Source organism: Nonomuraea sp. B208, assembly GCF_057536035.1.
The window spans coordinates 549,623-575,548 of the sequence record NZ_BAAJOU010000028.1; the positions used below are offsets into that span (position 1 = coordinate 549,623).

General features: G+C 73.5%; 23 protein-coding genes. 10 read left to right on the forward strand and 13 right to left on the reverse strand.

Translation table 11 applies throughout. The features are described from left to right. Window positions 1-68: 68 nt before the first annotated feature. From AC27IY_RS38815 to AC27IY_RS38850, 8 genes are all read right to left on the reverse strand, one after another. On the reverse strand, window positions 69-1,448 hold the full coding sequence (locus AC27IY_RS38815) for a family 20 glycosylhydrolase (RefSeq protein ID WP_487181043.1): 1,380 nt from the start codon (window positions 1,446-1,448) through the stop codon (window positions 69-71). Next, window positions 1,445-3,325: a hypothetical protein gene (locus AC27IY_RS38820; protein WP_487181044.1), complete on the reverse strand. Its 1,881-nt coding sequence runs from the start codon at window positions 3,323-3,325 to the stop codon at window positions 1,445-1,447. The genes AC27IY_RS38815 and AC27IY_RS38820 overlap by 4 nt, the downstream gene beginning before the upstream one ends. Then, on the reverse strand, window positions 3,322-4,308 hold the full coding sequence (locus tag AC27IY_RS38825) for an ABC transporter ATP-binding protein (protein WP_364444801.1): 987 nt from the start codon (window positions 4,306-4,308) through the stop codon (window positions 3,322-3,324). The genes AC27IY_RS38820 and AC27IY_RS38825 overlap by 4 nt, the downstream gene beginning before the upstream one ends. Further along, window positions 4,301-5,272, reverse strand: a complete 972-nt coding sequence (locus tag AC27IY_RS38830; RefSeq protein ID WP_423476530.1) for an ABC transporter ATP-binding protein — start codon at window positions 5,270-5,272, stop codon at window positions 4,301-4,303. Before AC27IY_RS38830 ends, AC27IY_RS38825 begins: the two co-directional genes overlap by 8 nt. Next, complete coding sequence (locus AC27IY_RS38835; RefSeq protein ID WP_423450622.1) at window positions 5,269-6,114, reverse strand: ABC transporter permease; 846 nt, start codon at window positions 6,112-6,114, stop codon at window positions 5,269-5,271. The genes AC27IY_RS38830 and AC27IY_RS38835 overlap by 4 nt, the downstream gene beginning before the upstream one ends. Then, the gene (locus AC27IY_RS38840; protein WP_487181045.1) at window positions 6,111-7,115 is read right to left on the reverse strand and encodes an ABC transporter permease; all 1,005 of its coding nucleotides are present in this window, start codon (window positions 7,113-7,115) and stop codon (window positions 6,111-6,113) included. The genes AC27IY_RS38835 and AC27IY_RS38840 overlap by 4 nt, the downstream gene beginning before the upstream one ends. After that, window positions 7,116-8,792, reverse strand: coding sequence for an ABC transporter substrate-binding protein (locus AC27IY_RS38845; RefSeq protein WP_487181046.1), 1,677 nt, complete (start codon window positions 8,790-8,792; stop codon window positions 7,116-7,118). Window positions 8,793-9,115: 323 nt separating this feature from the next. Beyond that, a complete protein-coding gene (locus AC27IY_RS38850; RefSeq protein ID WP_487181047.1) occupies window positions 9,116-9,676 on the reverse strand; it encodes a dihydrofolate reductase family protein in 561 nt (186 codons plus the stop codon). Window positions 9,677-9,873: 197 nt separating this feature from the next. Here AC27IY_RS38850 and AC27IY_RS38855 point away from each other — a divergent pair, with 197 nt between their 5' ends. Next, window positions 9,874-10,848, forward strand: a complete 975-nt coding sequence (locus tag AC27IY_RS38855; RefSeq protein WP_487181048.1) for an alpha/beta hydrolase — start codon at window positions 9,874-9,876, stop codon at window positions 10,846-10,848. 46 nt (window positions 10,849-10,894) lie between these two features. Continuing rightward, on the forward strand, window positions 10,895-11,902 hold the full coding sequence (locus AC27IY_RS38860; protein WP_487181049.1) for a helix-turn-helix domain-containing protein: 1,008 nt from the start codon (window positions 10,895-10,897) through the stop codon (window positions 11,900-11,902). Window positions 11,903-11,911: 9 nt separating this feature from the next. Here the strand turns inward: AC27IY_RS38860 and AC27IY_RS38865 are convergent, their stop codons facing one another. Then, on the reverse strand, window positions 11,912-12,412 hold the full coding sequence (locus AC27IY_RS38865) for a GNAT family N-acetyltransferase (protein WP_487181050.1): 501 nt from the start codon (window positions 12,410-12,412) through the stop codon (window positions 11,912-11,914). A 117-nt stretch (window positions 12,413-12,529) separates the two neighbouring features. On the opposite strand from AC27IY_RS38865, the gene AC27IY_RS38870 reads away from it, so the two are divergent. The 5 genes from AC27IY_RS38870 (at window position 12,530) to AC27IY_RS38890 (ending at window position 17,698) form a co-directional block, all read left to right on the forward strand. Continuing rightward, window positions 12,530-12,940, forward strand: a complete 411-nt coding sequence (locus tag AC27IY_RS38870) for a hypothetical protein (protein ID WP_344211724.1) — start codon at window positions 12,530-12,532, stop codon at window positions 12,938-12,940. Between the two features lie 2 nt (window positions 12,941-12,942). Then, window positions 12,943-14,448 carry an FAD-dependent oxidoreductase gene (locus AC27IY_RS38875; RefSeq protein ID WP_487181225.1) on the forward strand — a complete coding sequence of 502 codons (1,506 nt, stop codon included), beginning with the start codon at window positions 12,943-12,945 and terminating at the stop codon, window positions 14,446-14,448. Window positions 14,449-14,543: 95 nt separating this feature from the next. Beyond that, on the forward strand, window positions 14,544-15,224 hold the full coding sequence (locus AC27IY_RS38880) for a TetR/AcrR family transcriptional regulator (protein ID WP_487181051.1): 681 nt from the start codon (window positions 14,544-14,546) through the stop codon (window positions 15,222-15,224). Continuing rightward, window positions 15,221-16,423 carry a cytochrome P450 gene (locus AC27IY_RS38885; protein WP_487181052.1) on the forward strand — a complete coding sequence of 401 codons (1,203 nt, stop codon included), beginning with the start codon at window positions 15,221-15,223 and terminating at the stop codon, window positions 16,421-16,423. Before AC27IY_RS38880 ends, AC27IY_RS38885 begins: the two co-directional genes overlap by 4 nt. A gap of 78 nt (window positions 16,424-16,501) precedes the next feature. Next, window positions 16,502-17,698, forward strand: coding sequence for a cytochrome P450 (locus AC27IY_RS38890; RefSeq protein WP_423450613.1), 1,197 nt, complete (start codon window positions 16,502-16,504; stop codon window positions 17,696-17,698). A gap of 1 nt (window position 17,699) precedes the next feature. On the opposite strand, the gene AC27IY_RS38895 is transcribed toward AC27IY_RS38890, so the two are convergent. Next, the gene (locus AC27IY_RS38895) at window positions 17,700-19,175 is read right to left on the reverse strand and encodes an FAD-dependent oxidoreductase (RefSeq protein ID WP_487181053.1); all 1,476 of its coding nucleotides are present in this window, start codon (window positions 19,173-19,175) and stop codon (window positions 17,700-17,702) included. A 170-nt stretch (window positions 19,176-19,345) separates the two neighbouring features. Between AC27IY_RS38895 and AC27IY_RS38900 the strand changes: the two genes are divergently transcribed. Together AC27IY_RS38900 and AC27IY_RS38905 are read left to right on the forward strand one after the other, a co-directional pair. After that, window positions 19,346-19,828 (forward strand): MarR family winged helix-turn-helix transcriptional regulator, encoded by a 483-nt coding sequence (locus tag AC27IY_RS38900; RefSeq protein WP_423450611.1) that lies wholly within the window; start codon window positions 19,346-19,348, stop codon window positions 19,826-19,828. A gap of 21 nt (window positions 19,829-19,849) precedes the next feature. Next, the gene (locus AC27IY_RS38905) at window positions 19,850-20,875 is read left to right on the forward strand and encodes an ornithine cyclodeaminase family protein (RefSeq protein ID WP_487181054.1); all 1,026 of its coding nucleotides are present in this window, start codon (window positions 19,850-19,852) and stop codon (window positions 20,873-20,875) included. Window positions 20,876-20,885: 10 nt separating this feature from the next. Here the strand turns inward: AC27IY_RS38905 and AC27IY_RS38910 are convergent, their stop codons facing one another. Then, window positions 20,886-21,842 carry an AraC family transcriptional regulator gene (locus tag AC27IY_RS38910; RefSeq protein ID WP_487181055.1) on the reverse strand — a complete coding sequence of 319 codons (957 nt, stop codon included), beginning with the start codon at window positions 21,840-21,842 and terminating at the stop codon, window positions 20,886-20,888. Window positions 21,843-21,925: 83 nt separating this feature from the next. On the opposite strand from AC27IY_RS38910, the gene AC27IY_RS38915 reads away from it, so the two are divergent. Further along, a complete protein-coding gene (locus AC27IY_RS38915) occupies window positions 21,926-23,662 on the forward strand; it encodes an NAD(P)H-binding protein (protein ID WP_487181057.1) in 1,737 nt (578 codons plus the stop codon). Window positions 23,663-23,675: 13 nt separating this feature from the next. On the opposite strand, the gene AC27IY_RS38920 is transcribed toward AC27IY_RS38915, so the two are convergent. Then, a complete protein-coding gene (locus AC27IY_RS38920; RefSeq protein ID WP_423450607.1) occupies window positions 23,676-24,515 on the reverse strand; it encodes a carbohydrate deacetylase in 840 nt (279 codons plus the stop codon). Next, window positions 24,512-25,903, reverse strand: a complete 1,392-nt coding sequence (locus AC27IY_RS38925) for an MFS transporter (RefSeq protein WP_423450606.1) — start codon at window positions 25,901-25,903, stop codon at window positions 24,512-24,514. The genes AC27IY_RS38920 and AC27IY_RS38925 overlap by 4 nt, the downstream gene beginning before the upstream one ends. Window positions 25,904-25,926 lie beyond the last annotated feature (23 nt).

The following is a 25,926-nucleotide window of genomic DNA, read 5'->3' on the forward strand; positions in this document are numbered from 1 at the left end:
CCGCCTGACCTGCTCTGAAGCGCCTTGAGGGGGCGCCGCCCGGCCGGGCGGCGCCCCCTCTGCGAGAATCACGGACCGGCGACGACGGCGCGGGCCCGCGCCCGGAACTCCGCGTACGGCAGGCCCGACGTGCTCCCGCTCCACATCTTCTGGGCGAGCACCCCCACGGTGTCCTCGATCAGCTCGTACATCCGCTCCTCGCCGTACGTGGCGTGCACCAGGTCGTTCCACAGCGCCGGCATGGCGCCGAGCAGGCGGGGGTCGTCCGGGTCGAGGCTCTGCCCGCCGGCGAACACGTGCGGCTCCCAGTGCTCGTGCAGCCACGCGCCGTCGAGGCCCTGGCCGTGGTAGTAGTCCGCCTCCGGGACGATGTAGAGCAGGTCGTCGTTGCTGTTGATCAGCGGATACGCGTCGCCCTCGGCCCCCTCGGGCCCGTAGAAGCCGTTGTTCCAGCTGTTGATCACGACGTCCGGGTCGAACCCGGCGGTGTCACCCGTGGGGGACAGGCGGGTGAAGCCGCCCCAGGCGCGGGGCTGCTTGCCCAGCGACCGCAGGTGCGCGGCCATCTCGTTGAAGAAACGTCTCCACAGCTCCTTGCTCTGGTAGTACTCGTCCGCCCCGAAGTGCGCCGCGGGCCCGCGGAACCACGGCACGAACTCCTCGAACACCTCCTTGACCAGCTTCGTCGCCGCCGGGTTGGCCAGGTCGAGATGGTCGGAGTCGCCCCCGTCGTGCCCGATGGAGGGCTCGTAGGCGATGAACGCCCGCGCGTGCGCGGGCGCGTCGATCTCCGGCACGATGGTGACCGCGTGCGCCGCCGCGGCCTCCTCGAACCCGTCCCAGTCGGCCCGCGTGTACGACTCCACGGCGGCCAGCCCGGGAAAGGCGTCCGACCGCAGCCGGAACGCCGACACCGCCCGGCTCCAGTCGCCCTCCGGCGGCTCGATCTCGTTGTCGTTGAGATGCAGCTGCAGCTCGTTGAGCTTGAACGTGCCCATCAGCCCGATGATCCGATGGATCATGGCCGGCGTGACGAAGCGGCGGCCGACGTCCAGCATGTAGCCGCGGACCGGATAGTTCGGCCAGTCCACGGCGACGCCCACGGGCGCGCGGCCGTCCGCGCCGAGGATCTGCAGCAGGCTGCGGGTGCCGTAGAAGAGCCCGGCCGGGCCCGGCGCCTCGACGAGGACCCGCTCGGGCGCGATCTCCAACCGGTAACTCTCGGAACCGCGCCCGGTCTCCGCCAGAGCGAGCACGACGTCCCCGCCCGTGTCCCCGCCCGTGTCCCCGCCCGTGTCCCCGTACGGGACGCCCAGCTCGGCGGCGAACCGCCGGGCCGGCTCCGGGGCGTCCCGCGACACCACGCGGGAGCCGCTGCCGAGCCGGAACGCGCCGGTCCCGCCCGTCCACTGCTGCAGGGCGGGGATCACCACAGGACGCTCGTTCACGCCGGCCACTCCGCCACCAGGTAGCCGCGGTGCGGCAGCTCCACGTCCGTGGCGTCGGCGCGCCGGGGCTCGGCGAGCGGCGCGAGCAGCGTCGTCACCGCGTCCTCCGGCACGCCGGACAGCACCGGCCTGGCCGGGTCCGCCGAGCCGTTGACGACCGCGAGCCGCCACCGGTCACCGACCCTGGCGAGGTGCGGCATGAGGTGCGGCCCGCCGGTCACCATGGGGAAGTCGCCGCCCAGCCACCGGACCGCCTGCTGCGCCAGGGCCTGCCCGTCGTCGCAGCGCGCGAGCCGCTCGGGTGCGCAGGCGGCCAGCGTGAACACCCGGCCGCCGAGCGCGTTGACGTAGGCGACCCGCCCGTCGCCCCACGGCTCGTCCCGCGGCGTGACCACCCGCGTCCACACCTCGGCCGCCGGGTCGGCGGCGAGCCGCGCCAGCGCGGGCTGCAGGTTCACGCTCAGCAGCCCGCCGCCGTCCGCGATCCGCTCCATGCTGTACGGCCGCCGCGACGGCGTCCACCGGTCGGTCACCTCCTCGACCCGCACGCCGAGCAGCGAGCCGTACCCGCGTTCGGTGAGGATCAGCGCCGCGTGCCCGTCGAGCAGCACCCCGCCGGAGAACAGCTCCTCCACCCGCTCGTCGGGCAGCCCCCAGGCGACCTTGCCGAACAGGGCGGTGACCGGCGCGATCCCGGCCCGGATCGGGACCCCGTACGGCAGCAGGTAGTCGGCCGGCCGCAGCGGGTCGGCGATCAGCCCCTCGATGGTGCCGTCTCCCTGCACCCGCGCGGCCGTGTCCGGCCACCAGGGGACGCCGACGCCGTACGTCTCCAGGTCGCGGCCCGCCGTGAAGTCGAGCGCGGGACGCGAGCGGTCGAGCAGCTCGCCGATCCTGGGATAACGCTGGGGTTCGCCGGTCACGAAGGGATGCAGGTCGAGCAGCATGCCGTCGGCGCCCGACAGCCGGGCCGCGACCATCTCCGACCACGTCTGGGTGTCGGACTTGGTCCACTCGGTGTGCGGCGAGTTCTCGATCTCCGGCGCCACCTCGGCGCCGGCGGGCCGGATCGCCCGCTGGAGTTCGAGCATCGCGAGCGAGTACGACAACCGCGCCCCCGGCACGTCGGCGTAGGGCGCGAAATGCGGCCGGTGCACCCCGGCCCGTTCGAAGACCGACGCCCAGTCGCGTCCCTCGATCGAGGCCACGTCCAGCCGAGAGCTCATCAGCCCGAGCGCGGCCCGCCCGGCCACCGCGTCCCTGATCGCGTCCAGGACCTCCAGCTGGGCCTCCCGCCAGGTCCGCTGGAGCAGCGCCCGCCACGGGTGCGGCGGCCCGCCCGCGGTGATCGCGGCGACCAGCTCCTCCCGGGTCGGCTCCGCGCCGGCGAGCGCCGCGAACCGGGTCATCATCTCGGGCTCGAACCCGCCGCCCCAGGTCAGCGGCTCGTGGTTGTGGTAGCGGAAGTCGTCCTCGACCCACAGGACGCGGAAGCCCAGCCCGGCGAAACGCCCGTAGTGGCCGGCCACCCACTCCCGCCAGACCGGGCAGGCGAAGGACGCGCAGGTGGTGGCGACCTCGCCGAGCGGCGAGACCATGGGCGCGAAGCCGAGGTCCTGGACGCGGCCCCGGTCGGTGTGCCCCGCCGTGATCCACGGGTTGAGGCTCGCGCCGATCCCGTAGCGGTCCAGCACCTCCTTGGCCTGCGCGATGTGCTCGAACCACAGGTCCTCGCCGACGCCGGCCGGATGGCCGGAGTGCAGCTCCTCCGCGCCGTAGAACAGCACCACCTCGGGGATGGCGTGGTCGACGCAGTAGCGGGCCAGGCCGGTGGCGTCCCGTCCGGGCAGCACCTGGTAACGAAGGTGGTAGGTCATGGCGTCGGGGTGTCCTCCGGTCGGGTGACGTGCAGCCAGCAGGTGGTCCAGCCGCCGTCGGGGAACTCGGTGCGCGGCGGGAACTCCGTCCGGCACTCGTCCCTGGCGAACGGGCAGCGCGGGTGGAAGCGGCAGCCGGGCGGCGGGTCCACCAGGCTGGGCGGCTCGCCGAGCTTCTCGGCGGCGGTGAACGCCGAGCTGCCCGCGGCGCGTTCCGGGTCGGGCGAGGAGTCGATGAGCAGCCGCGTGTACGGGTGCTTCGGCTCCTGGATGACCGATTCCGCGGGGCCGCCCTCGATCATCTGGCCGGCGTACATGACGAAGATGTCGTCCGACAGGTAGCGGGCGCTGGCGATGTCGTGCGTGATGTAGAGCAGCGCCAGCCCCTCCTCGTCGCGGAGCCTGGCCAGCAGGTTGAGCACGTCGAGCCGGATCGACACGTCCAGCATCGAGATCGGCTCGTCCCCGAGCAGCACCGACGGCCGCACGGCGAGCGCCCGCGCGATCGCCACCCGCTGCCGCTGGCCGCCCGACAGCTCGTGCGGCAGCTTGCGCGCGAACTCCGCCTCCGGAGTCAGGTTGACCTTGCCGAGCAGCTCGCGCACGTGCTCGTCGCCGGCCGGGTGCGCGTGCAGCTTCAGCGCCCTGCGCAGGTTGTGCTCCACCCTGCGCAGCGCGTTGAGCGAGGCGAACGGGTCCTGGAAGACGAGCTGCACCTCGCCGGCGAAGCGCTTGTCCGGCCCGGTCACCGGCTCGCCGTGCAGCAGGATCCGCCCCGAGGTCACCGGGTAGAACTGGGCCAGCAGCCGGGCCAGCGTCGTCTTGCCGCTGCCGCTCTCGCCGACCAGGGCGGCGATCCGTCCCCGGTGGAGGCGGAGCGTGACGTTCTCCACGGCGCGGACCGTCACGTGCCTGCCGAGGCCGTCGCGCGACTGGAAGTGCTTGGTCACGTCCTCGGCGGCGAGGATCGGGGTGTCAGACATGCGCCCTCTCTCGGTCGTGCAGGTGGCAGGCCGCGAGGCCGCCGCCCACCGGCAGCAGCTCGGGCCGCCGCTCCGCGCAGTCGCCGAACCGCCGCGCGCAGCGCGGCTCGAACGCGCACCCGGGCGGCAGGTCGCGCAGCGCGGGCGGCGTGCCGGGGATGCCGCTCAGCCGGGTGACCGGCGCGCGCAGCGGCGGGAAGGAGTCGCGCAGGCCCTTGGTGTACGGGTGCTTGGGGTCGGCGTAGATGCCGGCCGCCTCGCCGATCTCCACGATCCGCCCCGCGTACATGACGGCGATCCGGTCGGCCAGCTCGACCAGCAGCGACAGGTCGTGCGTGACGAACACCACCGAGAAGCCCAGCCGGTCGCGGAGCCGGAGGATCTGGGAGAGGATCTGGCGCTGCATGACGACGTCCACGGCGGTGGTGGGCTCGTCCATGACGACCAGCTCGGGGTCGCAGGCCAGCGCCAGGGCGATCATCGCGCGCTGGCGCATGCCGCCGGACATCTCGTGCGGGTACGACCGGGCCCGGTCGGGGGAGATGCCCACCATCTCCAGCAGCTCGGCGGTGCGCTTCTCGACGTCGCGGTAGCCGTGCTCCTTCAGCACGTCGGCGAACTGGGCGCTCAATCGGGCGACGGGGTTGAGCGCGTCCATGGCGCTCTGCAGCACCACGGCGATCCTGCGCCAGCGGAGCGCGCGCAGCTCCCTGTCGGTCCTCGCGGCGAGGTCCACGGGCTCGCCGTCGCGCGGGTGCAGCCACACCTCGCCGCCGGTGAGCGCCGCCGGCGGGCGCAGCAGCCGCATGATCGCCATGATGAGGGTGGACTTGCCGCAGCCCGACTCGCCCGCCACGCCGAGGATCTCGCCGCGCCGGAGCTGGAAGCTCACGTCGTTGACGGCCCGTACGGCTCCTTCGGCGGAGATGTAGTCGACGTTGAGCCCTTTGACGTCCAGGATCATGCGAGCGCCTTTCTCATCGCCTTGATGTCGGCCGTGCGCAGGCGAGGGTTCATGACCTCGTCGATGCCGAAGTTGACCAGCCCGGTCGCGGTGCCGAGCAGCGCGATGCACAGGCCCGGCGGGACGAACCACCACCACATGCCGTTGAGCAGGGCCACCTGCCTGGCCTGGTCGATGATGGTGCCCCAGCTCACGGTGTCGGCCGAGGAGATGCCGAGGAAGGCCAGCCCGGCCTCGGCCAGGACCGCGCCCAGCACCAGGTGCAGGAACATCGCGGAGATCCAGCCGGCCAGGTGCGGCAGCACCTCGACGAAGATCAGCCGGGCCTTGGTCTCGCCGAGCATGCGCATCGCCATGACGAAGTCCCGTCCCCGCAGGGAGAGCGTCTGCGCCCGCAGGGTGCGGGCCCCGGGCGCCCACCCGAACAGCCCGATGATCAGCGCGATCGTGATCGGCCCCGTGTCCTGCACGTAGCCCGCCACGATGAGGGTGAGCGGGAGCACCGGCAGGACCAGGAACATGTTGGTGAGGAAGGACAGCAGCGCGTCGACCTTGCCGCCGAAGAAGCCGGCGGTGACGCCGACCACGACCGCGAGCACGATGCCGATGACGCCGGCCACCGCGCCGACCACCATCGAGTTGCGCGTCCCGGCGATCACCTGGGCGAGCACGTCGGTGCCCTGGCTGGTGGTGCCGAGCAGATGACCGCCGCCGGGCGGCCGGCCGATCGCGTCGTAGTCGATCTTCCAGGGCCCGATGCCCATCAGGTCGTTGAGCCACGGACCGACGATCGCGACCACCGCGAAGAAGGCGATGATGCCGATGCCGACGCGGACCTTCATCGGCCTGCCTCCCTCGTGCGCGGGTCGATCATCACGTAGACGGAGTCGGCCACGAAGTTGGCCAGCAGCACGGTGAGCGTCGTCAGCAGGAAGACGCCCTGCATCAGCGGGTAGTCGCGCTTGCTGACCGCGTCGTACAGCAGGTAGCCGATGCCGGGGTAGGAGAAGACGATCTCGGTGAGCAGCGCGCCGCCGAGCACGCCGCCGATCGCCATGGCGAAGCCGGTGACGCTGGGCAGCAGGGCGTTGCGGGCGGCGTACCGGAACATGACCCGCCCGGCCGAGAGCCCCTTGGCCCGGCCGAGCAGGACGTAGTCCTCGCTCACGGCCGTGACCATCATGTTGCGCATGCCGAGCAGCCAGCCGCCGAAGGCGGAGAAGACGATCGTCGCGGCGGGCATCACCAGGTACGTGAGGACGCTGCCCAGGAAGCCGGGACCGCCGTACAGGTCGGGGTCGAAGCCGCCGCCCAGCGGGAACCAGCCGAGCACCAGGCCGAACACGTACAGGGCGATGAGCGCCACCCAGAAGTACGGCAGCGCGCTCAGGAACGTCGACATGGGCGACAGGAACCCGTCGAGCCGCCCGCCAGGCTTCCATCCGGCCGCGATCCCGAGGCCGGTCCCGAGCAGGAAGGCGACCACCGTGGTGGTGCCGACCAGCAGCAGCGTCCACGGCAGCCCGGCCTCGAGCAGCTCGCCCACGGGCGTCGGGAAGCGGCTGACGGACAGGCCGAAGTCGAGCCGCGCGATGCTGGCGAGGTAGTCGCCGTACTGCTGGAGCAGGCCGGCGCGGGGGTCGCCGAACAGCTTCTGGATCGCCGCCACGGTCTCGGGCGAGACGGACTCGCCCGACTGCCGCTGCAACTGCCTGACGATCACCGACGCGGGGTCCCCCGGCATGAGCCGGGGGATGAGGAAGTTCAGCGTGATCGCCGACCAGGCGGTGGCCAGGTAGAAGCCCACCCGCCTGGTCAGGAACCGCCACTTGCCCTGCTTCATCTACGCGCCCGCGGGCTTGAGGCCCTTGAGGGTCAGCACGATGTCCGGGCCGATCCCGCTGTGCGGGACGTGCTGGGTGCTGCCCGCCTCCGGCCAGCCGGTCCAGCGGGCCTGGTTCATCTCGACGAACCAGTCGGCGGTGAACATCGGGGAGTACGGCACCTGGTCCAGCACGATCTTCTGGAGCTGGTGGCCGGTCTCCTTCTGCGCCTCCGGGTCGCCGGCGTTCTCGCGCAGCTTGTCGAGGAGCGGCGCGGTGGACTCGTCCTTCCAGCGGCCCTGGTTCTGGTACTGGGCGTCCTTGCCGCTCGGCACGTACGTCTCGGGGTCGAGCTGGTCGGTGAAGACGGAGTACAGGCCGTTGGAGCCGCCGGTCCAGTAGAGGGCCATGTCGAAGTCGCCGTCGTTGAGCTGCGGGTCGTAGTTCTCCTCGGGCACGGCCGTGACCTTCACGTCCAGGCCCAGGTTGGTCTTCCACTGGTCCTGCATGCCCTTGCCGTACGCCATCCAGTTGGCGTACTCCTGCACGACCTTGAGGCCCAGCGGGTAGGTCTTGCCGTCCTTGGCGAGCTGCCCGTCCTGGACGCTCCAGCCGCCGTCGGCCAGCGCCTTCTTGGCCCCCTCGGCGTCGAGCGCCTGCGGCTCGCACTCGGGGGCCATGAAGTCGGCGTACACGGCGGGCTCCAGGCCGCACGCGTTGGCCGGCTCCTGGCCAGTGGGGGCGAGTTTGAGCAGGCTGGAACGATCCAGGCTCATCGCCAGCGCCCTGCGCACGTTGACGTCGTCGAAGGGGGCCTTGTCCAGGTTGAACAGCAGCGACTCCTCGCCTCCCGTGTGGAACGTCTTGTAGACGTTGGTCTTCGGGTTGCGGGCCATGTACTCCTGCTCGGCGTTCGGCCAGGAGATGGTGGCGAAGTCGATGTCGCCCTTGAGCAGGCGGGCCTTGGTCTGGTCGTCGGAACCGGTGGCGACGATCTTGATCGTCTTCATGGGGAACGGGCCGCCCCAGTAGTCCGGGCGCGTCTCCAGGGTGAACTGCTGCGGGGTGAACTGGGTGAGCCTGCCCACGCCCGTGCCGACCGGGTCGGGGTTCGTCCAGGTCTTGAGGTCCTGGTCCTTCCAGATGTGCTCGGGCACGATCCTGGGCGCGAAGCCGGTGACGCCGAGGGCGAAGCGGTAGAAGTCGAGCTGGGCGGGCTTCTTCCACTTGACGACCACGGTGTGCTCGTCGGTCGCCTCGGCCGAGACGTAGGTCTGGCCGCCGGTGTTCAGCTCGGGGTGCTTCAGCGGGATGTTCAGCGTGAAGGCGACGTCCTTGCTGGTCATCGGGGTGCCATCAGAGAACTTCACGTCGGTGCGGAGCTTGAGCGTGACGGTCTTGTCGCCGTCGCTCCACTCCCACGACTCGGCCAGCCACGGCTCCAGCGCGCCGCCCTTGAAGACGTTGCGGCGCACCAACGGCTCGTAGATGAGGCTGATCTGCGGCGCGATGTCGGTGGAGGGGGAGTAGATGTTGAAGTTGCGCGAGTACGTCGTCGCGTTGTTGACCCGCAGGCTGATCGAGTCCGCCGCGCCGCCGGTCTCCCGGGTCCCGCCGGCTGTGCCGGGTGAGCACGCGGTCATCAGCAGTGCCAGAGCGAGTGTTCCCACGGCTGCGGAGGATCTGAGCTTGGACACGGGGGATGCTCCTTCGTCAGGGTCGGGGAGGTGGTGAGGAGGCTAGCGCTGATTTATGCAAATAAGTAGCGCTATCTGAGCACGTATTGGCAGACGATGCTCCCCTGCGATGCGATTGTGAGCAAGCCGTGACTAAAATATGTAGGACAGTTTCGAAAAAGGGGCTGTGGGGCCGGTTTCCGGCGAAGATGCGGGCGGGCGGATGGACTCCGGGTCGCCCTAATAAGGAAGGAACTTGGATTAATTGGGCCGTCGGACACGCGGAAACCCCCTGCCCCGGAGTTCGCTCCGGGACAGGGGGAGAGGGGTTGACCAGGCGTTCTCTATGGCTCGTTGCGCGCGGCGGGACGGTAGACGAGGTTCAGCACGCCCGTCGGGAAGGTCTCGGAGCGGACCAGCTCCAGTGGGATCGGGTTGCCCTCGTCGAACAGCCGCTCGCCCTTGCGGACCGCGATCGGGTGCACCAGCAGGTGCAGCTCGTCCAGCAGGCCCGCCTCCAGGAGCTGGCGGATCACCGAGATCGAGCCGCTGATCGCGATGCGGCCGCCCTCCTCCTGCTTCAGCGCGGTCACGGCCTCCACCAGGTCGCCCTGGATGACCTCGGAGTTGCGCCAGGTGGACTCCAGGGGCCGGTGCGTGGCGACGATCTTGCGGGCGTCGCCGAGCGTCTTGGCGAAGCCGGCGTCCTCGCCGCCCTCCGCCTCCCGCTCCGGCCACGCCTCGGCGAAACCGTCGTACGTCACCCGCCCGAACAGCATCGTGTCGGCCATCTGCGCCTCCACGGCGGCGCCCATCGCCTCGTCGAAGTACGGGAAGTGCCAGTCGGCCGGGTCCTGCACGACACCGTCGAGGGAGATGAACAAGCCGGCGGCGATGGTCCTCATGATGGTCCTCCAGGGGGAAGGGGGCCGGGGTGTGCGGCCCTCCGTCGTTGTCTGGTCACAGCCTCGCGGAGCCCGCTTACGCATTTCTTAAGGTCTCCCTGCGCCGCCGGATCGGCGGGCGACATCCGCCATCCGCGCGCGGACCGCGCACCGCGCGGCGGCCAGAATGGTGGGATCCCGACTCCCGAGGAGTGCGCATGAGCGTGAAGCCCGGCCCGTCCGTGCCCTTCGACCCCGACGTGGCGGCGGCGCTCGCGACCGTGCGCGACTTCATGCCCCGCGTCACCCTGGACAACCTGGACGCGGTCCGCGCGCCGCTGCCCGGCATGGACGTGACCCTGGAGGACCTGCGGCGCGACGGGGCGTACGAGGTCGAGGAGCGCCAGGTGCCCGGCCCGGACGGCGCGCCGGACCTCACGCTGCTGATCTGCCGGCCCAGCGGCGCGGCCACCCCGGTGCCGGTGATCTACCACATCCACGGCGGGGGCATGATCTCCGGCAACCGCCGCCTCGGCGTGGCCGACGTGCAGGACTGGCTGGACGGCACCCCGGCGGCCGTCGTCTCCGTGGAGTACCGGCTCGCGCCCGAGCACCCCCATCCCGCGCCGGTCGAGGACTGCTACGCCGGCTTGGTGTGGACCGCCCGGCACGCCGCCGAGCTCGGCGCCGACCCCGGCAGGATCGTCGTCGCCGGCGGCAGCGCGGGCGGCGGCCTCGCCGCGGCCACCGCGCTGCTCGCCCGCGACCGCGGCGGCCCCGCGCTCATCGGGCAGATGCTGCTGTGCCCGATGCTGGACGACCGCAACGACACGCCGTCGGCCGTCCAGATGGCCGGGCTCGGCGTCTGGGACCGGGCCGCCAACGAGACCGGCTGGACCGCGCTGCTCGGCGAGGACCGCGGCGGGCCCGGCGTGTCCTGCTACGCCGCCCCCGCCCGCGCCGCCGACCTGTCCGGGCTGCCGCCCGCCTACATCGACGCCGGCTCCGCCGAGACCTTCCGCGACGAGGACGTCGCCTACGCCTCCCGCATCTGGCAGGCGGGCGGCGACGCCGAGCTGCACGTCTGGCCCGGCGGCTGCCACGCCTTCGAGGGGATCGCGCCGCACGCGGCCATCTCGATCGGCTCCCAGCAGGCGCGCGCGAACTGGTTGCGGCGGATCCTGGCCTCCTGACCGGGGCCCGGCCGACGCTCCCGCCGCCCGAGTGCATGATGTGACGATGAGAGAGCTGGCAGGGCGGGTCGCCGCGCTGGACCCCGAGGCGGGGGCCGCCCTCCGGGTGATCGCCTACTTCGACGAGCTGGCCGGGCACCCCGCCGGTCTCGGCTCGGTCGTCCGCGGCGCGGCGTTCCTGGCCGGCTGCCCGGTCCGTCTGGTCGACGACGCCCGCCACCTGCGCATCCGCATCGGCCCCGACGGGGTGCCGCTCGACGCGCGGGAGCCGGTGCTGGCGTGCTGGCCGGCGCAGGACCTCACCCCCGGCGGCGGGGCCCGCCTGCTGCTCGAACGCGAGCGGCCCGCCTCCGTCCTCGACGCCGTGATACTCGAACGGGCGGCGGGCGTGGCCCGTACGGTGCTGGAGCGCACCCGCGGCCGGGCCGCGCCGGACGATCCCGCCTGGGTCGAGGTCCTGATCGACGGGCACGCCGCCGAGCACGAGCGCCGGGCCGCCGCCGCCCGGCTCGGCCTGACCGGGCCGGCCCGCGCGATCGCGGTCCACGGCGAGGCGGCCCGCGTCCAGCCGATGCCGCCCGGCGGCGGGCCCGCCGACCCCGGCGTGCCGGCAGGGCGGCGGGCGGGGATCGGCGTCACGGTGCCCGTCCTGGACCTGCCCGCCTCCTGGGAGAGCGCCCGTACGGCCCTGCGCTTCACCGCCGCCGGCGGCGAGCACGACCCGGGGCCGCGCCTGGTCCACGCCGGCGACCTCGGCACCTTGACGACGCTGGCCGCCGTCATCCACCCGGGGACGCCGCCGCCCGCCGACGTGGACGCGCTGCGCCGCGCCGCCGTCGCCGCGCCCTGGATGCTCGCCACGCTGGACGCCGTCGTCACCGCCCCGAGCCTGCGGGCCGCCGCCGGGGTCCTGCACGTCCACCACTCCACGCTGCAGGCCCGCCTCGGCCAGGCGTCCGGCCTGCTGGGCTGGGACGTGACGGAGCCGCCCGGACGCCTGCGCCTCCACCTGGCCCTCATCGCCCGGCGGCTGCACAGGAACGAGTTGACCTGAGCGTCGCCGTCAGGCGGTGGTGAAGGAGATCCACACGTCCGGGGGGACGTCGGGACGGCCGGGGACGGGGAGGCGTTCCTCGGCCCACGCCGTGCCGGCGATCTCGGTGGCGACGCGCCGCCAGAACGCGACGGCCGCCGTGTTCGCGTCCTGGAAGGCGATCCGCCACGGGCCGGGGTGCCGGTCGATCACGTCGCGGACGACCGCCGACCCGACGCCGGACCGGCGCGCGCCGCGGACCACGAAGAAGCTGTTCAGCACGTGCGCGGGGCCGGACAGGGCGCGCACGAACGAGAACCCGACCGGCCGGTCGCCGCTGGTGAACAGGTAGGCGACCCAGTCGTCGTCCTCGAACGCCTGACGCAGCCGGTCGCTGTGGTAGGTGCCGTCGGGGCTCGGCAGGCCGCCCTGGTAGTCGGCCATGTCGTGGCGGAACATCAGCCAGAGCCGTTCGACGGCGGGACGGTCGGCGGCGGTCACGGGCCGCACGAGAACCGGAGAAAGAGTCATGAAAACACTTTCGGCCGGAAGCGAATCCGGCCGGAAAGGTAAAACTAGCAGAGTCCGCAGGCCGACCCGCGCGCGTCCCGGGCGCATCCTTCGTGCTCCGCAGGGTAACGCGGGTCCATGGCATACACACCCGATCAGGACCACCGCCGCCCCGACGGCGCCGACGACCAGGCGGTCAAGGCCGCTGGCATGCTGTCGGAGGCGCTGGAGACGGTCGAGCGCGCCCGCGGCCACCTCTACTCCTTCCACCAGCTCACCGGCTCCGCCCACGCCACCGTGGCCGAGGCCGTGGACCTGCTGAAAGGGGGTGCCCACGACGACCTGGCCCGCCGGCTGGCCGCCGAGCTGGTCGGCCGCGACGTCCTGCCCGGCCGGTGGACGTTCCAGATCGTCGAGGAGTACGACGACGACTACTACGCGGCCTTCCGCGAGCTGGAACGCGAGGTCCGCGACCGGCTCATGGCCGGCCGCCGGCACGTGTACGAGGCGGAGATGAAGCAGCGTTCGCAGGCGGCGGGGGAGGCGTGAGCATGCTGTCGTACTGGATGGACTCCGCGCCCGCGCGCGAGCACCCGCCGCTCGCCGAGGACGTCACCGTGGACGTGGCCGTCATCGGCGGCGGCATCGCGGGGCTGTCGGCCGCCTGGGAGCTGACCCGCGCCGGCCGGTCCGTCGCCGTGCTGGAGGCGGACCGCCTGGCCGCCGGCGTGACCGGTTACACCTCGGCCAAGCTGTCGGCGCAGCACACGCTGATCTACGCCGAGCTGGCCGGCCGCGACCCCGAGACGGCCCGCCGCTACGCCCGCTCCCAGCAGGAGGCCGTCGAGCACGTGGCGCGCACGGCGGCCGAGCTCGGCGTGGACTGCGAGCTGGAACGCCGTCCCGCCTACACCTACGCCCGCTCGGCCGACCAGGTGGAGCAGTTGCGCGCCGAGGCGCGGGCGGCCGCCGAGGCGGGGCTCGCGGCCTCCTTCGTCACCGGCACGGCGCTGCCGTTCCCGGTGGCCGGGGCCGTCAAGGTGGACGGCCAGGCGCAGTTCCACCCGCGCAAGTACCTGCTCGGCCTGGCCGACGCCATGACGGCGCGCGGCTGCCGGCTCTTCGAACGCACCCGCGTCACCGGCCTGAGCGAGGGCAGGCCGTGCCGGGTGACGACCGAGAGCGGGGCCGTGGTGAGCGCCGCCGACGTCGTGGTGGCCACCCACTACCCGATCTTCGACCGCGCGCTGCTGTTCGCCCGGATGGAGGTGACGCGGGAGCTGGTCGTCGCGGGCACGCTGCCGCCGGAGGACGACCCGGAGGGGATGTACATCACCTCGGAGGAGAACACCCGCTCGGTCAGGACCGCGCCCCTGCCCGGGGGCCGCCGGCTGCTCATCGTGACCGGCGAGTCGTACCGGCCCGGGGCCGGGCGGGTGGGCGACCGCTTCGAGCGGCTGGCCGCCTGGACGGGCGAGCACTTCCCGCGGGCGCGGATCACGCACCGCTGGGCGGCGCAGGACAACCACACCACCGACCGGCTGCCGTTCGTCGGCCCCTTGCATCCGGGTGCCGGGCACGCCTACGTCGCGACCGGGTTCGGCGGGTGGGGCATGAGCAACGGCGTGCTGGCCGGGCTGCTGCTGTCCGCCCTGGTCACCGGCGAGGACGAGCCGTGGGGCGGCCTGTACGACCCGCGCCGGCTGCACCCGCGGCAGGAGGCGGTCCCGATGGCGAAGATGCAGGCCACGGTCGCCCGCCACTTCGTGGCCGACCGGCTCGCCGCGGGTGACGCCGCCGACGTCGCGGAGCTGCGGCCCGGCCAGGGCGCGGTGGTCAAGGTGGGCGGCCATCGGTGCGCGGTCTACCGCGACGAGCAGGGCCGCGCGCACGCCGTCTCGGCGGTCTGCACGCATCTGGGGTGCGTGGTCGGGTTCAACGAGGCCGAGCGGACCTGGGAGTGCCCCTGTCACGGCTCGCGCTTCGGCCTGGACGGGCGCGTCCTGCAGGGCCCGGCCGTCAGCCCGCTGGAGCCGGTGGAGCTGAAGGAGGAGTGACCGGCAGGACGTAAAGCAGCCGCTTGACTTGCGTGGGCCTGTGAGGTTGAGTGAAACCGACATAGGGGGCACACCATGCGTCAAGCCGGCTGTCAGTGAGCGCCGTCCGCGCCGAGCGCGTCAACGCCACCCGCGCGCAGATCCTCGCCGCCGCCGAGCGGCTGTTCGCCGAGCGCGGGGTCTACGCCGTCTCCAACCGGCAGGTCAGCCAGGTGGCCGGCCAGGGCAACAACGCCGCCGTCGGCTACCACTTCGGCACCAAGGCCGACCTCGTGCGGGCCATCGTGCGCGCCCACACCGAGCGGGTCGAGCTGCTGCGCCGGCGGCTGCTGGCCGAGGTCGAGGGCTCGGACGACGTACGCGACTGGGTGGGCTGCCTGGTCCGCTCGTTCACCGGGCACCTGGACGACCTCGGCCCGCCCACCTGGTACGCCCGCTTCGCCGCCCAGGTCATGACCGACCCCGCGCTCCGTCTGATCATGGCCGAGGAGGCGCTGAACTCGCCGACCCTGCGCCGCGTGGTGGACGGCCTGCGGCGCTGCCTGCCCGAGCTGCCCCCCGAGGTGCACGCCGAGCGCGCCGACATGGCGGGCCAGCTCGTCGTCCACATGTGCGCCGAGCGCGAGCGCGCGCTCGCCGAAGGCCGCCCGACCCTCCGGCCGAGCTGGCACGGCGCCGCGACCGGGCTGATCGACGCGGTGGTCGGGATCTGGACGGCCCCCGTCACGGCCCCTGTCGCGGTCCCCGTCACGGCAGCAGGAAGGAACACCGCATGACCGAGACACTTCCCGAGTTCCCGGGCGTCAGGGCGGCCTCGTGCCCGTTCGACCCGCCGCCCGCGCTGCGCGCCCTGCAGAAGGACGCCCCGCTCACCCGGGTGCGGCTGTGGGACGGCAGCACGGCCTGGCTGGTCACCGCGTACGCCGAGCAGAAGGCGCTGCTCAGTCACCCGCAGGTCAGCTCGGACATCACCCGGCCCGGCTACCCGCTGCCCAGCCAGGCGCTGAGGCGCCCGGACAGCCCCGTGAGCTTCATCCTCATGGACGACCCCGAGCACCACCGGCTGCGCCGCATGGTGCAGGGGTCGTTCACGGTCCGCAAGGTGGAGGGCATGCGCCCGGCCGTGCAGCGCATCGTGGACGACCTCATCGACGACCTGCTGGCGGGGCCGAAGCCGGTGGACCTGGTGGAGGCGTTCGCGCTGCCGGTGCCGTCGCTGGTGATCTGCGAGCTGCTCGGCGTCCCGTACGCCGACCACGGCTTCTTCCAGGAGAACAGCCAGGTCATCGTCAAGCGGAACGTGACGCCGGAGGAGCGGTCCGCCGCCGGCGGCCGGCTCACCGACTACCTGGACGGGCTCGTCGCCGACAAGCTCGCGCGCCCCTGCGACGACCTGCTGTCCAAGGTGGCCGCCCAGGTCACGGCGGGCGAGCTGAGCAGGCAGGAGGCGGCCAGGATGGGCGTGCTCCTGCTCGTCGCGGGGCACGAGACCACCGCCAACATGATCGCCCTCGGCACCCTCGCCCTGCTGCAGCACCCCGACCAGCTCGCCCTGCTGCGTGAGAGCGACGATCCCGCGCTGGTCGCGGGCGCGGTGGAGGAGTTGCTGCGCTACCTCAACATCACCCACCGGGGACGCCACCGGGTCGCGCTGGCCGACATCGAGATCGCCGGCCAGGTCATCCGCGCCGGCGAAGGGCTCATCATGGCCAACGACCTCGGCAACCGCGACCCCGAGGTCTTCCCCGACCCCGACACGCTCGACCTGCGCCGCGACGCCCGCCGCCACGTGGCCTTCGGCTTCGGCGTGCACCAGTGCCTCGGCCAGCCGCTGGCCCGCATGGAGCTGCAGGTCGCCTACGCCACCCTCTACCGGCGCGTCCCCACCCTCGCCCTGGCGACGGACCTGGAGCGGATCCCGTTCAAGCACGACGGCCAGGTGTACGGGGTCTACGAACTTCCCGTCACGTGGTGACCCGCGGGTCCGCGCGGCGGGCGGGCGCAGGCATTACCGTCGGGATGTGAACGTTGTCAGGAACTCCGTGGAGATGACATGAGCGATCCTGCGGTGGTGCCGCTCCACATGCGGCGTGACGGCTTCGACCCCGTCCCCGAGCTGTCGGCTCTGCGCGACGGGGAAGGCGTCCGGCGGGTGCCGACCCCGTTCGGCGTGGACGCGTGGGTGGTGAGCCGCTACGCCGACGTGCGCGAGGTGCTCGGCGACTCCACGCGCTTCAGCAACGACGTGGGCACGGCTTTCCGTCCCACGGGAGGGACCCGGCTCAGCGAGGAGGAGCTGCGGCAGGCGCGGGCGGGCAACCTGCTCGCCTTCGACCCGCCCGAGCACACCCGGCTGCGCCGCATCCTGACGCCGGAGTTCACCATGCGCAGGATGCGCCGCCTGGAGCCGCGCATCCACGAGATCGTCCGGGATCACCTGGACGCGATGGAGCGCACCGGGCCGCCGGTCGACCTGGTCACCGCCTTCGCCCTGCCGATCCCGTCCCTCGTGATCTGCGAGCTGCTGGGCGTCCCGTACGACGACCGCGACGACTTCCAGCGGCGCACCGGCGCGTTGCTCGACATCTCGCTCCCGGTGGCCGAACGGCAGGCCGCGAGCCTCGAACAGCGTGCCTACATGGCCGAGCTCGTCGCCCGCGCCCAGGCCGAGCCGGGCGAGGACATGCTCGGCATGCTGGTGCGCGAGCACGGCGACGACCTGTCCACCGACGAGCTGGTGGGCGTCGCCGGGCTGCTGCTGCTGGCCGGGCACGAGACGACGTCCAACATGCTCGGGCTCGGCACCCTGGCGCTGCTGCGCCACCCCGACCAGCTCGACCTGCTGAAGAAGGAGCCCGAGCGGATCGGCGCCACCGTGGAGGAGCTGCTGCGCTGGCTCAGCATCGTGCACTCCGGCACCGGCAAGCTCACCAAGGTCGAGACCGAGCTGTCCGGCGTCCGCATCCCGGCCGGCGCGCTGGTGATGGTCGCGCTGCCCGCGGCCAACCGCGATCCGGCGTTCATCGCCGATCCCGACCGCTTCGACATCGCCCGCGGCGACCTCGGCCACGTCGCCTTCGGCCACGGCGTGCACCACTGCCTCGGCGCGCCGCTCGCCAGGATGGAGATGCGCATCGCCTTCCCCGCGCTGTTCGAGCGTTTCCCCGGGCTGCGCGAGAGCGGCGTCCCGCCGCGCTTCCGCTCCTTCAACGTCGTCTACGGGCTGACCTCGTTCGAGGTCGCCTGGTAGCTCACCGGACGCCGACGCCGTCGAGGTAGGCCGCGAGGGCGCCGAGCTCGTCCTGGCCGCCCACCGCCGCCACGTATCCGTCCGGGCGGACCAGCGCCCACTCGCCCCGCGACAACCCGTAGGCGTCGCGGACGTGGCCGCCGGTGTCGAGCACATCCCAGCCGACGACGTGGACCCGCAGGCCACGGCGCGGCCCGGTGAAGGCGTCCGGGTCGCTCCCGTGGCCGAGCAGGGTCCAGTGCGGCCCCTGGAACAGCCTGAACAGCCGGGTCGCGACCCCGGCCGCGCCCGTCACGGGGGCGTCGGGGGCGCGGTCGCCCGGCCGCACGCCCTTGTCGCGGTCCGGCCCTGCGACCGTCAGCGGCGAGTCCGGGTAGCCGAGGTCGAGCTGGGTCACCTCCCGGCCGCGCCGGGTGTCGCGGTTCATGGCCGCGTGCAGCAGCCGCTCCGACAGGCCCAGCACCGCCTCGGCGATCGGCCGGCGCTCCAGCTCGTACGACGCCAGCACCGATTCCGGGGCGCCGCCGAGCACGGCCGCCAGCTTCCAGCCGAGGTTGTAGGCGTCCTGGACGCTGGTGTTCAGCCCCTGTCCGCCGGTCGGCGGATGGCAGTGGGCGGCGTCCCCGGCCAGCAGCACCCGCCCGTTCAGGTAGGCGTCGGCGAGGCGGGCGTTCATCTCGTAGGCCGACGCCCACGTCACGGCGCGGACCGTGAGGTCGTCGCGGGCGGCGCGGGCGCGGACCAGCGCGGTGAGCCCTTCGGCCGACAGGTCGACGTCCACGCCGAAGGGGACGGGGGCCTGGAGCTGGAACAGATCGGTGCCGTAGAGAGGGCACAGCGACACGTCCTCCGGCGTCCCCTGGTTCCAGCGGTGCCAGAAGCCGGACGAGAGCCCGTCCAGCCGCACGTCGGCCACGAGCGCCCGCACGCCGAGCGTCTTGCCGGGGAAGCCGATGCCGAGGGCCTTGCGCACGGAGCCGGCGCCGCCGTCCGCGCCGACCAGGTAGGCCGCCCGTACGGTCTCGCGGCCTCCGGGCGTCTCGATCGTGGCGGTGACGCCGTCCGGGTCCTGCTCGAAGCCGGTGAGGCGGTGGCCGTACTCGGGGGCGTGGCCGAGCTCGGCCAGCCGCTCGCGCAGTCTGCTCTCGGTCCGGAACTGGGGGACGAGCAGCGCCAGGTGGTACGGCTCGGCCGGCGTCGGGTCGGGCAGCTGCCCGGCGGGCCGGTCGACGGGCCCGGCGTCGGTGTAGAGGCGCTGGTACGGGTACTCGCCGCCGGAGGCGACGACGCGGTCCAGCACGCCGAGGTCCTCGAACACCTCCTGCGTACGGGGCTGAATGCCCTTGCCGCGCGAGCCGGGGAACGGGCTCGTCGCCGCGTCGATCAGGCGGAAGGGGACGTTCCTGCGGGCGAGGTCGATGGCCAGGGTCAGGCCGGTCGGACCGGCGCCGCAGATGATCACGCCGAGTGCGGTCATGAGTGTGAGCCTCCTTGGATAAGTGCGTGTATTTTGCACATAATTTGGAGACTAGGTCAAGATAGGGCCTGTGGGCAGCTTGAATATCCGTGTAAGGAGAACATATTTGTCGTAGCGGTATCCTCACGTCAGCACCGCCCCGCCCGTCTACGTAAGGCAGCACGACGAGCATGACCTCCAAGCACCGCCGGCAGGCCGCGTTCAGGCGCCTGCACGAGTCCATGGTCGACCTCACCGTGCTCATGAGCCTGCCGCAGCGCGACGAGGCGCTTCTCGCCGAGGCCGGCCTCCAGCTCGACCGGGCCCTGTTCCCCCTGCTCATCGGCATCCAGCGGTTCGGCCCCATCAGCGTCGGCGAGCTCGCCGAGCGGACGGGCCGCGACCACACCACCGTGAGCAGGCAGGTGGCCAAGCTCGCCGAGCTCGGCCTGGCCGAGCGGCGGCCGGGCGCGGTGGACAAGCGGGTGAAGGAGGCGCTGATCACCGACGCCGGCCGCCAGGTCACCGACGCGCTCGACGCCGCCCGCCAGCGGATCGCCACGCCGGTGCTGGAGCACTGGAGCGACCGCGACCTGCTGGAGCTCGAACGCCTGATGCGCCGCTTCGTGGACGACCTGATCTCGCTCTCCGCCGTGGCCAAGGAGGACACCTGAGCGGCCTGCCATCATGATCGGATGACCACGATCCTCACCCGCGGCGACCTGCTCACCCTGCTCGATCCCGGCGCCTGCCTCGACGCCCTGCGCGAGGGCTTCGTCGGGGACGCCGGCGGGGCGGCGGTCGCGGGGCAGCGGATCCGTACGGACCTGCCGTTCCCCGGCACCGCCACCGCGCTGCTCCCCGGCCTGCTGCCCGGCGCCGAGGCGTACACGGTGAAGGTCAACGCCAAGTTCCCCGCGGCCTCACCGGCGCTGCGCGGCGTCATCTGCCTGCACGACGGCGCGGACGGCGAGCTGCTGGCGCTGCTCGACTCGGCCACGATCACGGCCTGGCGCACCGGGCTCGCGGCGGCCCTCGGCACGCACGCCCTCGCCGGCGAGAGCGACGTCGTCGGCGTCGTCGGCGCGGGCGCTCAGGCCGACCTGGTGGTGACCGGCCTGCGCCTGCTGCGGCCGGTGAACGACCTGGTGGTCCACGACCTGTCGCCGGAGCGGGCCGCCGCCTTCGCCGCCCGGCACGGCGGCCGCGTCGCGGGCTCAGCCGTGGGCTCAGTCGCGGGCTCGGATGCGGGCTCAGCCGTGGGCTCGGTCGTGGGCTCGGTCGCGGGCTCGGTCGTGGATTCGGCCGCCGAGGTCGCCGCCCGCGCCGGGATCGTGGTGCTCGCCACCTGGTCCCGCACCCCGCTCCTGGACCTCGCCGACGTCCGCCCCGGACAGCACCTGACGACGCTGGGCGTGGACGAGCCGGGCAAGCAGGAGCTCTCGCCCGCCCTCGTACGGGCCGCCGGCGTGCTCGCGGTCGACGACCGCCCGCTCGCCGCCGCCATGGGCGTGCTCGCCGCGACCGGCCTGCCGGCCGGCGCCGCCCACGCCACCCTCGGCGAGATCCTGCGCGGCGACCACCCGGGCCGCACCGGCCCCGAGCAGATCACGGTGTACGGGCCGGTGGGCCTCCCGTGGCAGGACCTCGCCCTCAGCCTGCTCGCCTGGCGCGAGGCGAGGCGGCGGGGCGTCGGCACCGAGATCGACTTCCTGGCCTGAGCCCGGAGAATCAGTCGCCCTGCGCGGCCCGGCGGTAGCGGCCGGGGGCGGTGCCGTACGCGCGCTTGAAGGCCGTGCCGAAGGCGAACTCCGAGCTGTAGCCGACGCCGGCGGCGATCTGCGCCAGCCCGAGGTCGCTCTCCCGCAGCTGCCGGGCCGCGGTCGTCATGCGCCACCAGGTCAGGTACGTCAGCGGCGGCCGCCCCACCAGCGCCGTGAACCGGGCCGAGAACGCCGCCCGCGACATCCCGGCCGCGCGCCCCAGCGACTCGACCGTCCACGGGCGCTCCGGCTCGCGGTGCATGGCGCGCAGCGCGGCGCTGACCGGCGGATCCGTCAGCGCCACCGCCCAGCCGGTGGCGTCGTCCCCGGCGGGCCGTTCCTCCAGCCAGGCCCGCAGGATGAACAGCAGGAGCGTGTCGAGCAGCGCGGGGATGACGGTGTCCGTGCCGAGCCGCGGCTGGTCCATCTCCCGCCCCAGCACCTCGACGAGGGCGTGCAGCCCGGCCGCCGCCGGAGCGGCGTCGCCCCGCGGTCCGGGGATGTGGATCAGGCCGGGCAGGTCGTGCAGGAGCGGGTGCGCGTGCCGGGGATCGAGCCGGTAGCCGCCGCACAGCGTGACCACGCCCGTGGGGCCGCTGCCGACGGTGTCGGTGGCGAACAGGGCCGGCTGCTCGGCCAGGGGATCGCAGCCGGTGACGGCCAGCGGGGTGCCGGGGGAGTCAGCCAGCCCGTACGGCTCGCCGTGCGGGAAGAACACGACGTCACCGGCGGACAGCGGCAGCGGCGCGGCGTCGGGGTCGCTCTCCGGCGGGATGAGCCAGCACGCCCCCTGCAGAATCACCTGGAACCCGGCCGCCCCCGGCACCGACGGGAAACGCCGCCCCCAGGTGCCGTGCCAGGCGATGCGCGCCGTGTTCGGCCGGCCGGTGCGCATGAGGGCGATCACGTCGCTGAGCACGTCCATCCGGTCACCCTACCGACGAACGCGTATGTTTCCCGGATTCCAGGACATTGGTCGTCTCGCGCCGCCGCCCTAGCGTGGCAGTCATGTCAACCAAGATCCTCGTCACCGGGGCCACGGGCACGGTCGGCCGCGCCCTCGTGACCGAGCTGGCCGCCGACCTCGCGGGGCCGCGCGTCCTCGCCCTGGTCCGCGACCCCGCCGCCGTACTCCCGCCGCGCGTCGAGCCGGTACGCGGCGACCTCACCGACCCCGCCTCGTTCGCCGCCGCCGTCGAGGGCGTCACCGCGGCCTTCCTGCTGTGGCCGTTCGGGGCCGCCGACGGGTTCGGCGCGGTGCTCGACGTGCTCGCCCGGCACGCCCGCCGCGTCGTGTACCTCTCCTCGGCCGCCCGCCGCCCGGCCGAGCGCGAGATCGAGCGGATGGTCCGGCGCTCCGGGCTGGAGTGGGTGATCCTGCGCCCGCACCAGTTCGCCGGCGCCGCCCTGCGCTGGGCCCCCGATCCGCGGTTCCTGGCCGAGGGCGTGGTCGCCGAGCCGTACGGGAAGTCGGCCGCGCCCCCCGTCCATGAGCGCGACCTCGCCGAGGTGGCCGCCGACGCGCTCACTGGGCGCGGCCCCGCAGGGGTCGTGCACGAGCTGACCGGGCCGGAGACGCTGACGCAGGCCGAGCAGGTGCGCATCGTCGGCGAGGCGGCCGGCCGCCCGGCCCGCTGGGAGGAACGGCCTCCCGAGGAAGGCCGCCGCCGTCTGGTCGCGGCCGGGTGGCCGGCCGAGGTGGCGGACGGCGTGCTGCGGGCGCGCGCCGAGCTGGTGAACTCCCCGTGGCCGGTGACCCCGCGCCCCGGCGCCCGCTCCTTCCGCGTTTGGGCGGACGAGCACGCCCACCGCTTCCGTGCCACCATGCGGGCCGCGCGCCTCCACGCCTACGGCGACCCCTCCGTCATCCGCCACGACGAGGTCCCGATCCCCGCGCCGGGGCCGGGCGAGGTGCTGGTCAAGGTGGCGGGCACCTCGTTCAACCCGTCCGAGGTCGGGCTGCGCTCCGGGCTGCTCGCGGCGGCGGTGCCGGAGTTCGCCGGGCTGCCGCTGCCGTACGTGCTCGGCTGGGACGTCGCAGGGACCGTCGTCGAGACCGGTCCCGGGGTCGGCCGGCCGCGCGCGGGCGACGAGGTGATCGGCCGGCTGGACGGGGGCGCGGCGGCCTCGTACGCGCTCGCCCCCGCCCGCGTGCTCGTCCGCGCGCCGCGCGGCGTGCCCCTCGCCGACGCCGCCGCGATCCCGGTGGCCGGGCTGACGGCGTGGCAGGCCGTCCACGAGCACGCCGGGATCGGGCCGGGGCAGCGGGTGCTGGTCAACGGGGCCGGCGGCGGGGTGGGCGGGTTCGCCGTGCAGCTCGCCAAGCTGGCCGGGGCCACCGTGATCGCCACGGCCGGAAGCGCGCGCAGCGCGGCGCGGGCGCGGGCGTACGGCGCGGACGAGGTCGTGGACCACCGGACGGACCCGCTGCCCGGCGGTCTCGACGCGCTGCTCAACCTGGTCCCGCTCGACCCCGCCGACGGGGCCGGTCTGGCCCGGCTGGTGCGGCCCGGGGGCGTGCTGGTCTCGGCCACCGTGCCGGTCGAGGCGCCGCCCGGCGTCACGGCGATCCGCTTCGTGGCCCGCAACGACGCCGCCCACCTGGCCGCTCTCGCCGAGCTGGCGGGGGAGGGCCGGCTCGCCGTGGACGTCGCCGAACGGCTCCCGCTGACGGAACTGGCCGCCGTCCACCACCGCGCCGAGGCCGGCACCGCCACCGGCGGCAAGGTCATCCTGCTGCCCTGATTCCTGGCGCCGGTCAGGGGCGGGGCGGCCACCAGCCGCCGACGACCTCGATGTCCTCGCTCTTCAGCGCGTCGTGCCAGACGGGGTCGCGCAGCAGCCGGGCCTCCCAGGACCGTACGACGCCGTCCGGGCCCGCGACCGCGTCCTCGCTGGACGGATGCAGGAACAGCTCGCTCGTGCCCTCGGGCAGCGCGGCGAGCCGGCGCAGGTAGTCCTCGCGCAGCCGCTCGTAGCCGCCCAGCTCGGCCGCCGTGCTGCGGTTCGTGGCGATCGTCTCGGGAAGGGCCACGCCCAGCGCGTCCGCGAGGGCGACGGCCTGCCCGTGCGCCGCCGCGAGCTCCGGCGGGAGCGGCCCGCCCATGTACGGCTCCGGGTCACGGGGCAGCCGGAACGCGAGGCCGTGCCGGGCGCACCAGCGCAGGGTCTCGGCCAGCCACGACCTGCCGTGCAGGCCGTACAGGGTGCCGGCGTGGGAGTCGGCCGCCTCCGGCGCGAGGCCGCGTTCGCGCAGCCAGCCGAGCTGCGCCTCCGCCTCCCGCTCGACGTCCCCTGCCGCGCCGCGGGCGCCGAGCGCGAACGGGTCGTCGAACAGCGTCCCGTCCGGGCCGGTGAGGCTCGCGCCGCCGGTGAGCGGCCGCCAGGGCGGGACCCCGCGCTCGCTCGTCAGCGTGACGTGCACGCGCGGCACGACGCCGAGCGCGCGGACCCGTTCGGCGGCGTGGGCCGCGGACGGCGAGAGGCAGATGAGCGTCGTCGCGCTGACGTGGCCCTCGGCGAGCAGGCCCAGGATGACCTCGGTCGAGCCGGGCTCCCTGCCGAGGTCGTCGGCGGTGATCACCAGGCGGCGGCTCATCGGGGACGCTCCACGGCGGGCTCGCCGGCCGGGTCCGCGGGCGGCGGGTCCTCCGGTACGGCCGCCTCGGGCGGCGTCTCGACCGGCACCGAGACGAACCGCGCGGCCACCGCCCCGATCGCCGTCAGCGCGAACGGGTACACGCACAGATAGACCCGGAACGCCAGCCCGGGATCGCCGCCGGGGTCGTCGCCGGAGTTGTAGCCGAAGAACACGCCGAGCGACGTGAGCGCGAGCCCGGTCACGACCCCGTTGAGCCGCCCGAAGAAGCCGAACGCGGACAGGAACAGCCCTTCGCGGTGCTCGCCGTTCCGCGCCGCGTCGGCGTCCAGGACCCGCGCGACGATGAGGTCGTTCGTCGCGAGCATCCCCGACCAGCCCGCGCCGACGACCACGCCGGCCGCGATGGCGGTGACCAGGTCGCCGGCGAAGAACAGCGCCGCGAACCCGGCCGCGAGGACCACGAAGGCCACGCGCCAGGCCCACAGCGCGCCGCGCCGGGCCACGACCCGCGTCCAGGCGACCAGGCCGGCCGCCGTGACGAGGATGACGACGCCCTGGAGGTAGAGCGCGTTGCCGACCGGCAGGCCGAGCGAGTAGCGGACGTACAGCTGGATGCCCGCGAGGACGAGCGCCATGGCGATGCCGTAGCAGGCGCCGGTGAGCCCGACCGTCCAGAACAGCCGGTTGCGCACGATGGACCACACGCTGCGCAGCAGCATCGGCTGCTCGCGGGTGGAGTAGCGGGGGTTCTCGCGGGCGCCGAGCGCCATGAACACGATCACGGCGAGCGCCACCACGCCGTAGATGACCGCCGTGGTCCGGAAGCCCTCGGTGGAGTCCTCGGTGCCGAACACCTGGGTCGTCAGCACGGGGGTGACCGCGAGCGAGATCACCAGCGCCACGAGCTGGAAGCCCTGCCGCAGGCCGTTGGCCACGGCGCGGTCGCGCTCGCGCGGATACAGCTCGGGCAGCAGCGCGCCGTAGTTGGCGTTGAGCATCGAGTCGAACGCCTCGCACAGGATCGCGAACACCGCGAACCAGATCAGCAGGCCCATGCCCTCCAGCGAGGACGGCGCGGAGAAGAACGCGATCATGCAGGCGGTCAGCAGCGGCGCGCCGACGAGCAGCCACGGCCGGCGCCGGCCGAACCGGGTCCTGGTGCGGTCGGAGAGGTGGCCGAGCACGGGGTTGTCGAGCGCGTCGATGACCGCGTAGACCACCATGACCACCCCGTACGCGCGGACGTCCAGCCCGAGGATGTCCACGTAGAAGAGGATCATCGACCCCTTGATCATGTTGATCGGGATCGAGGTGCCGAACATCCCGATGGCGTAACGCCACGCGGGAGTCCGTCCCGGAGCCGGGGGTCCGCCGGGCTGGGACACGCGATCACCCTTCCTCGCCGGAC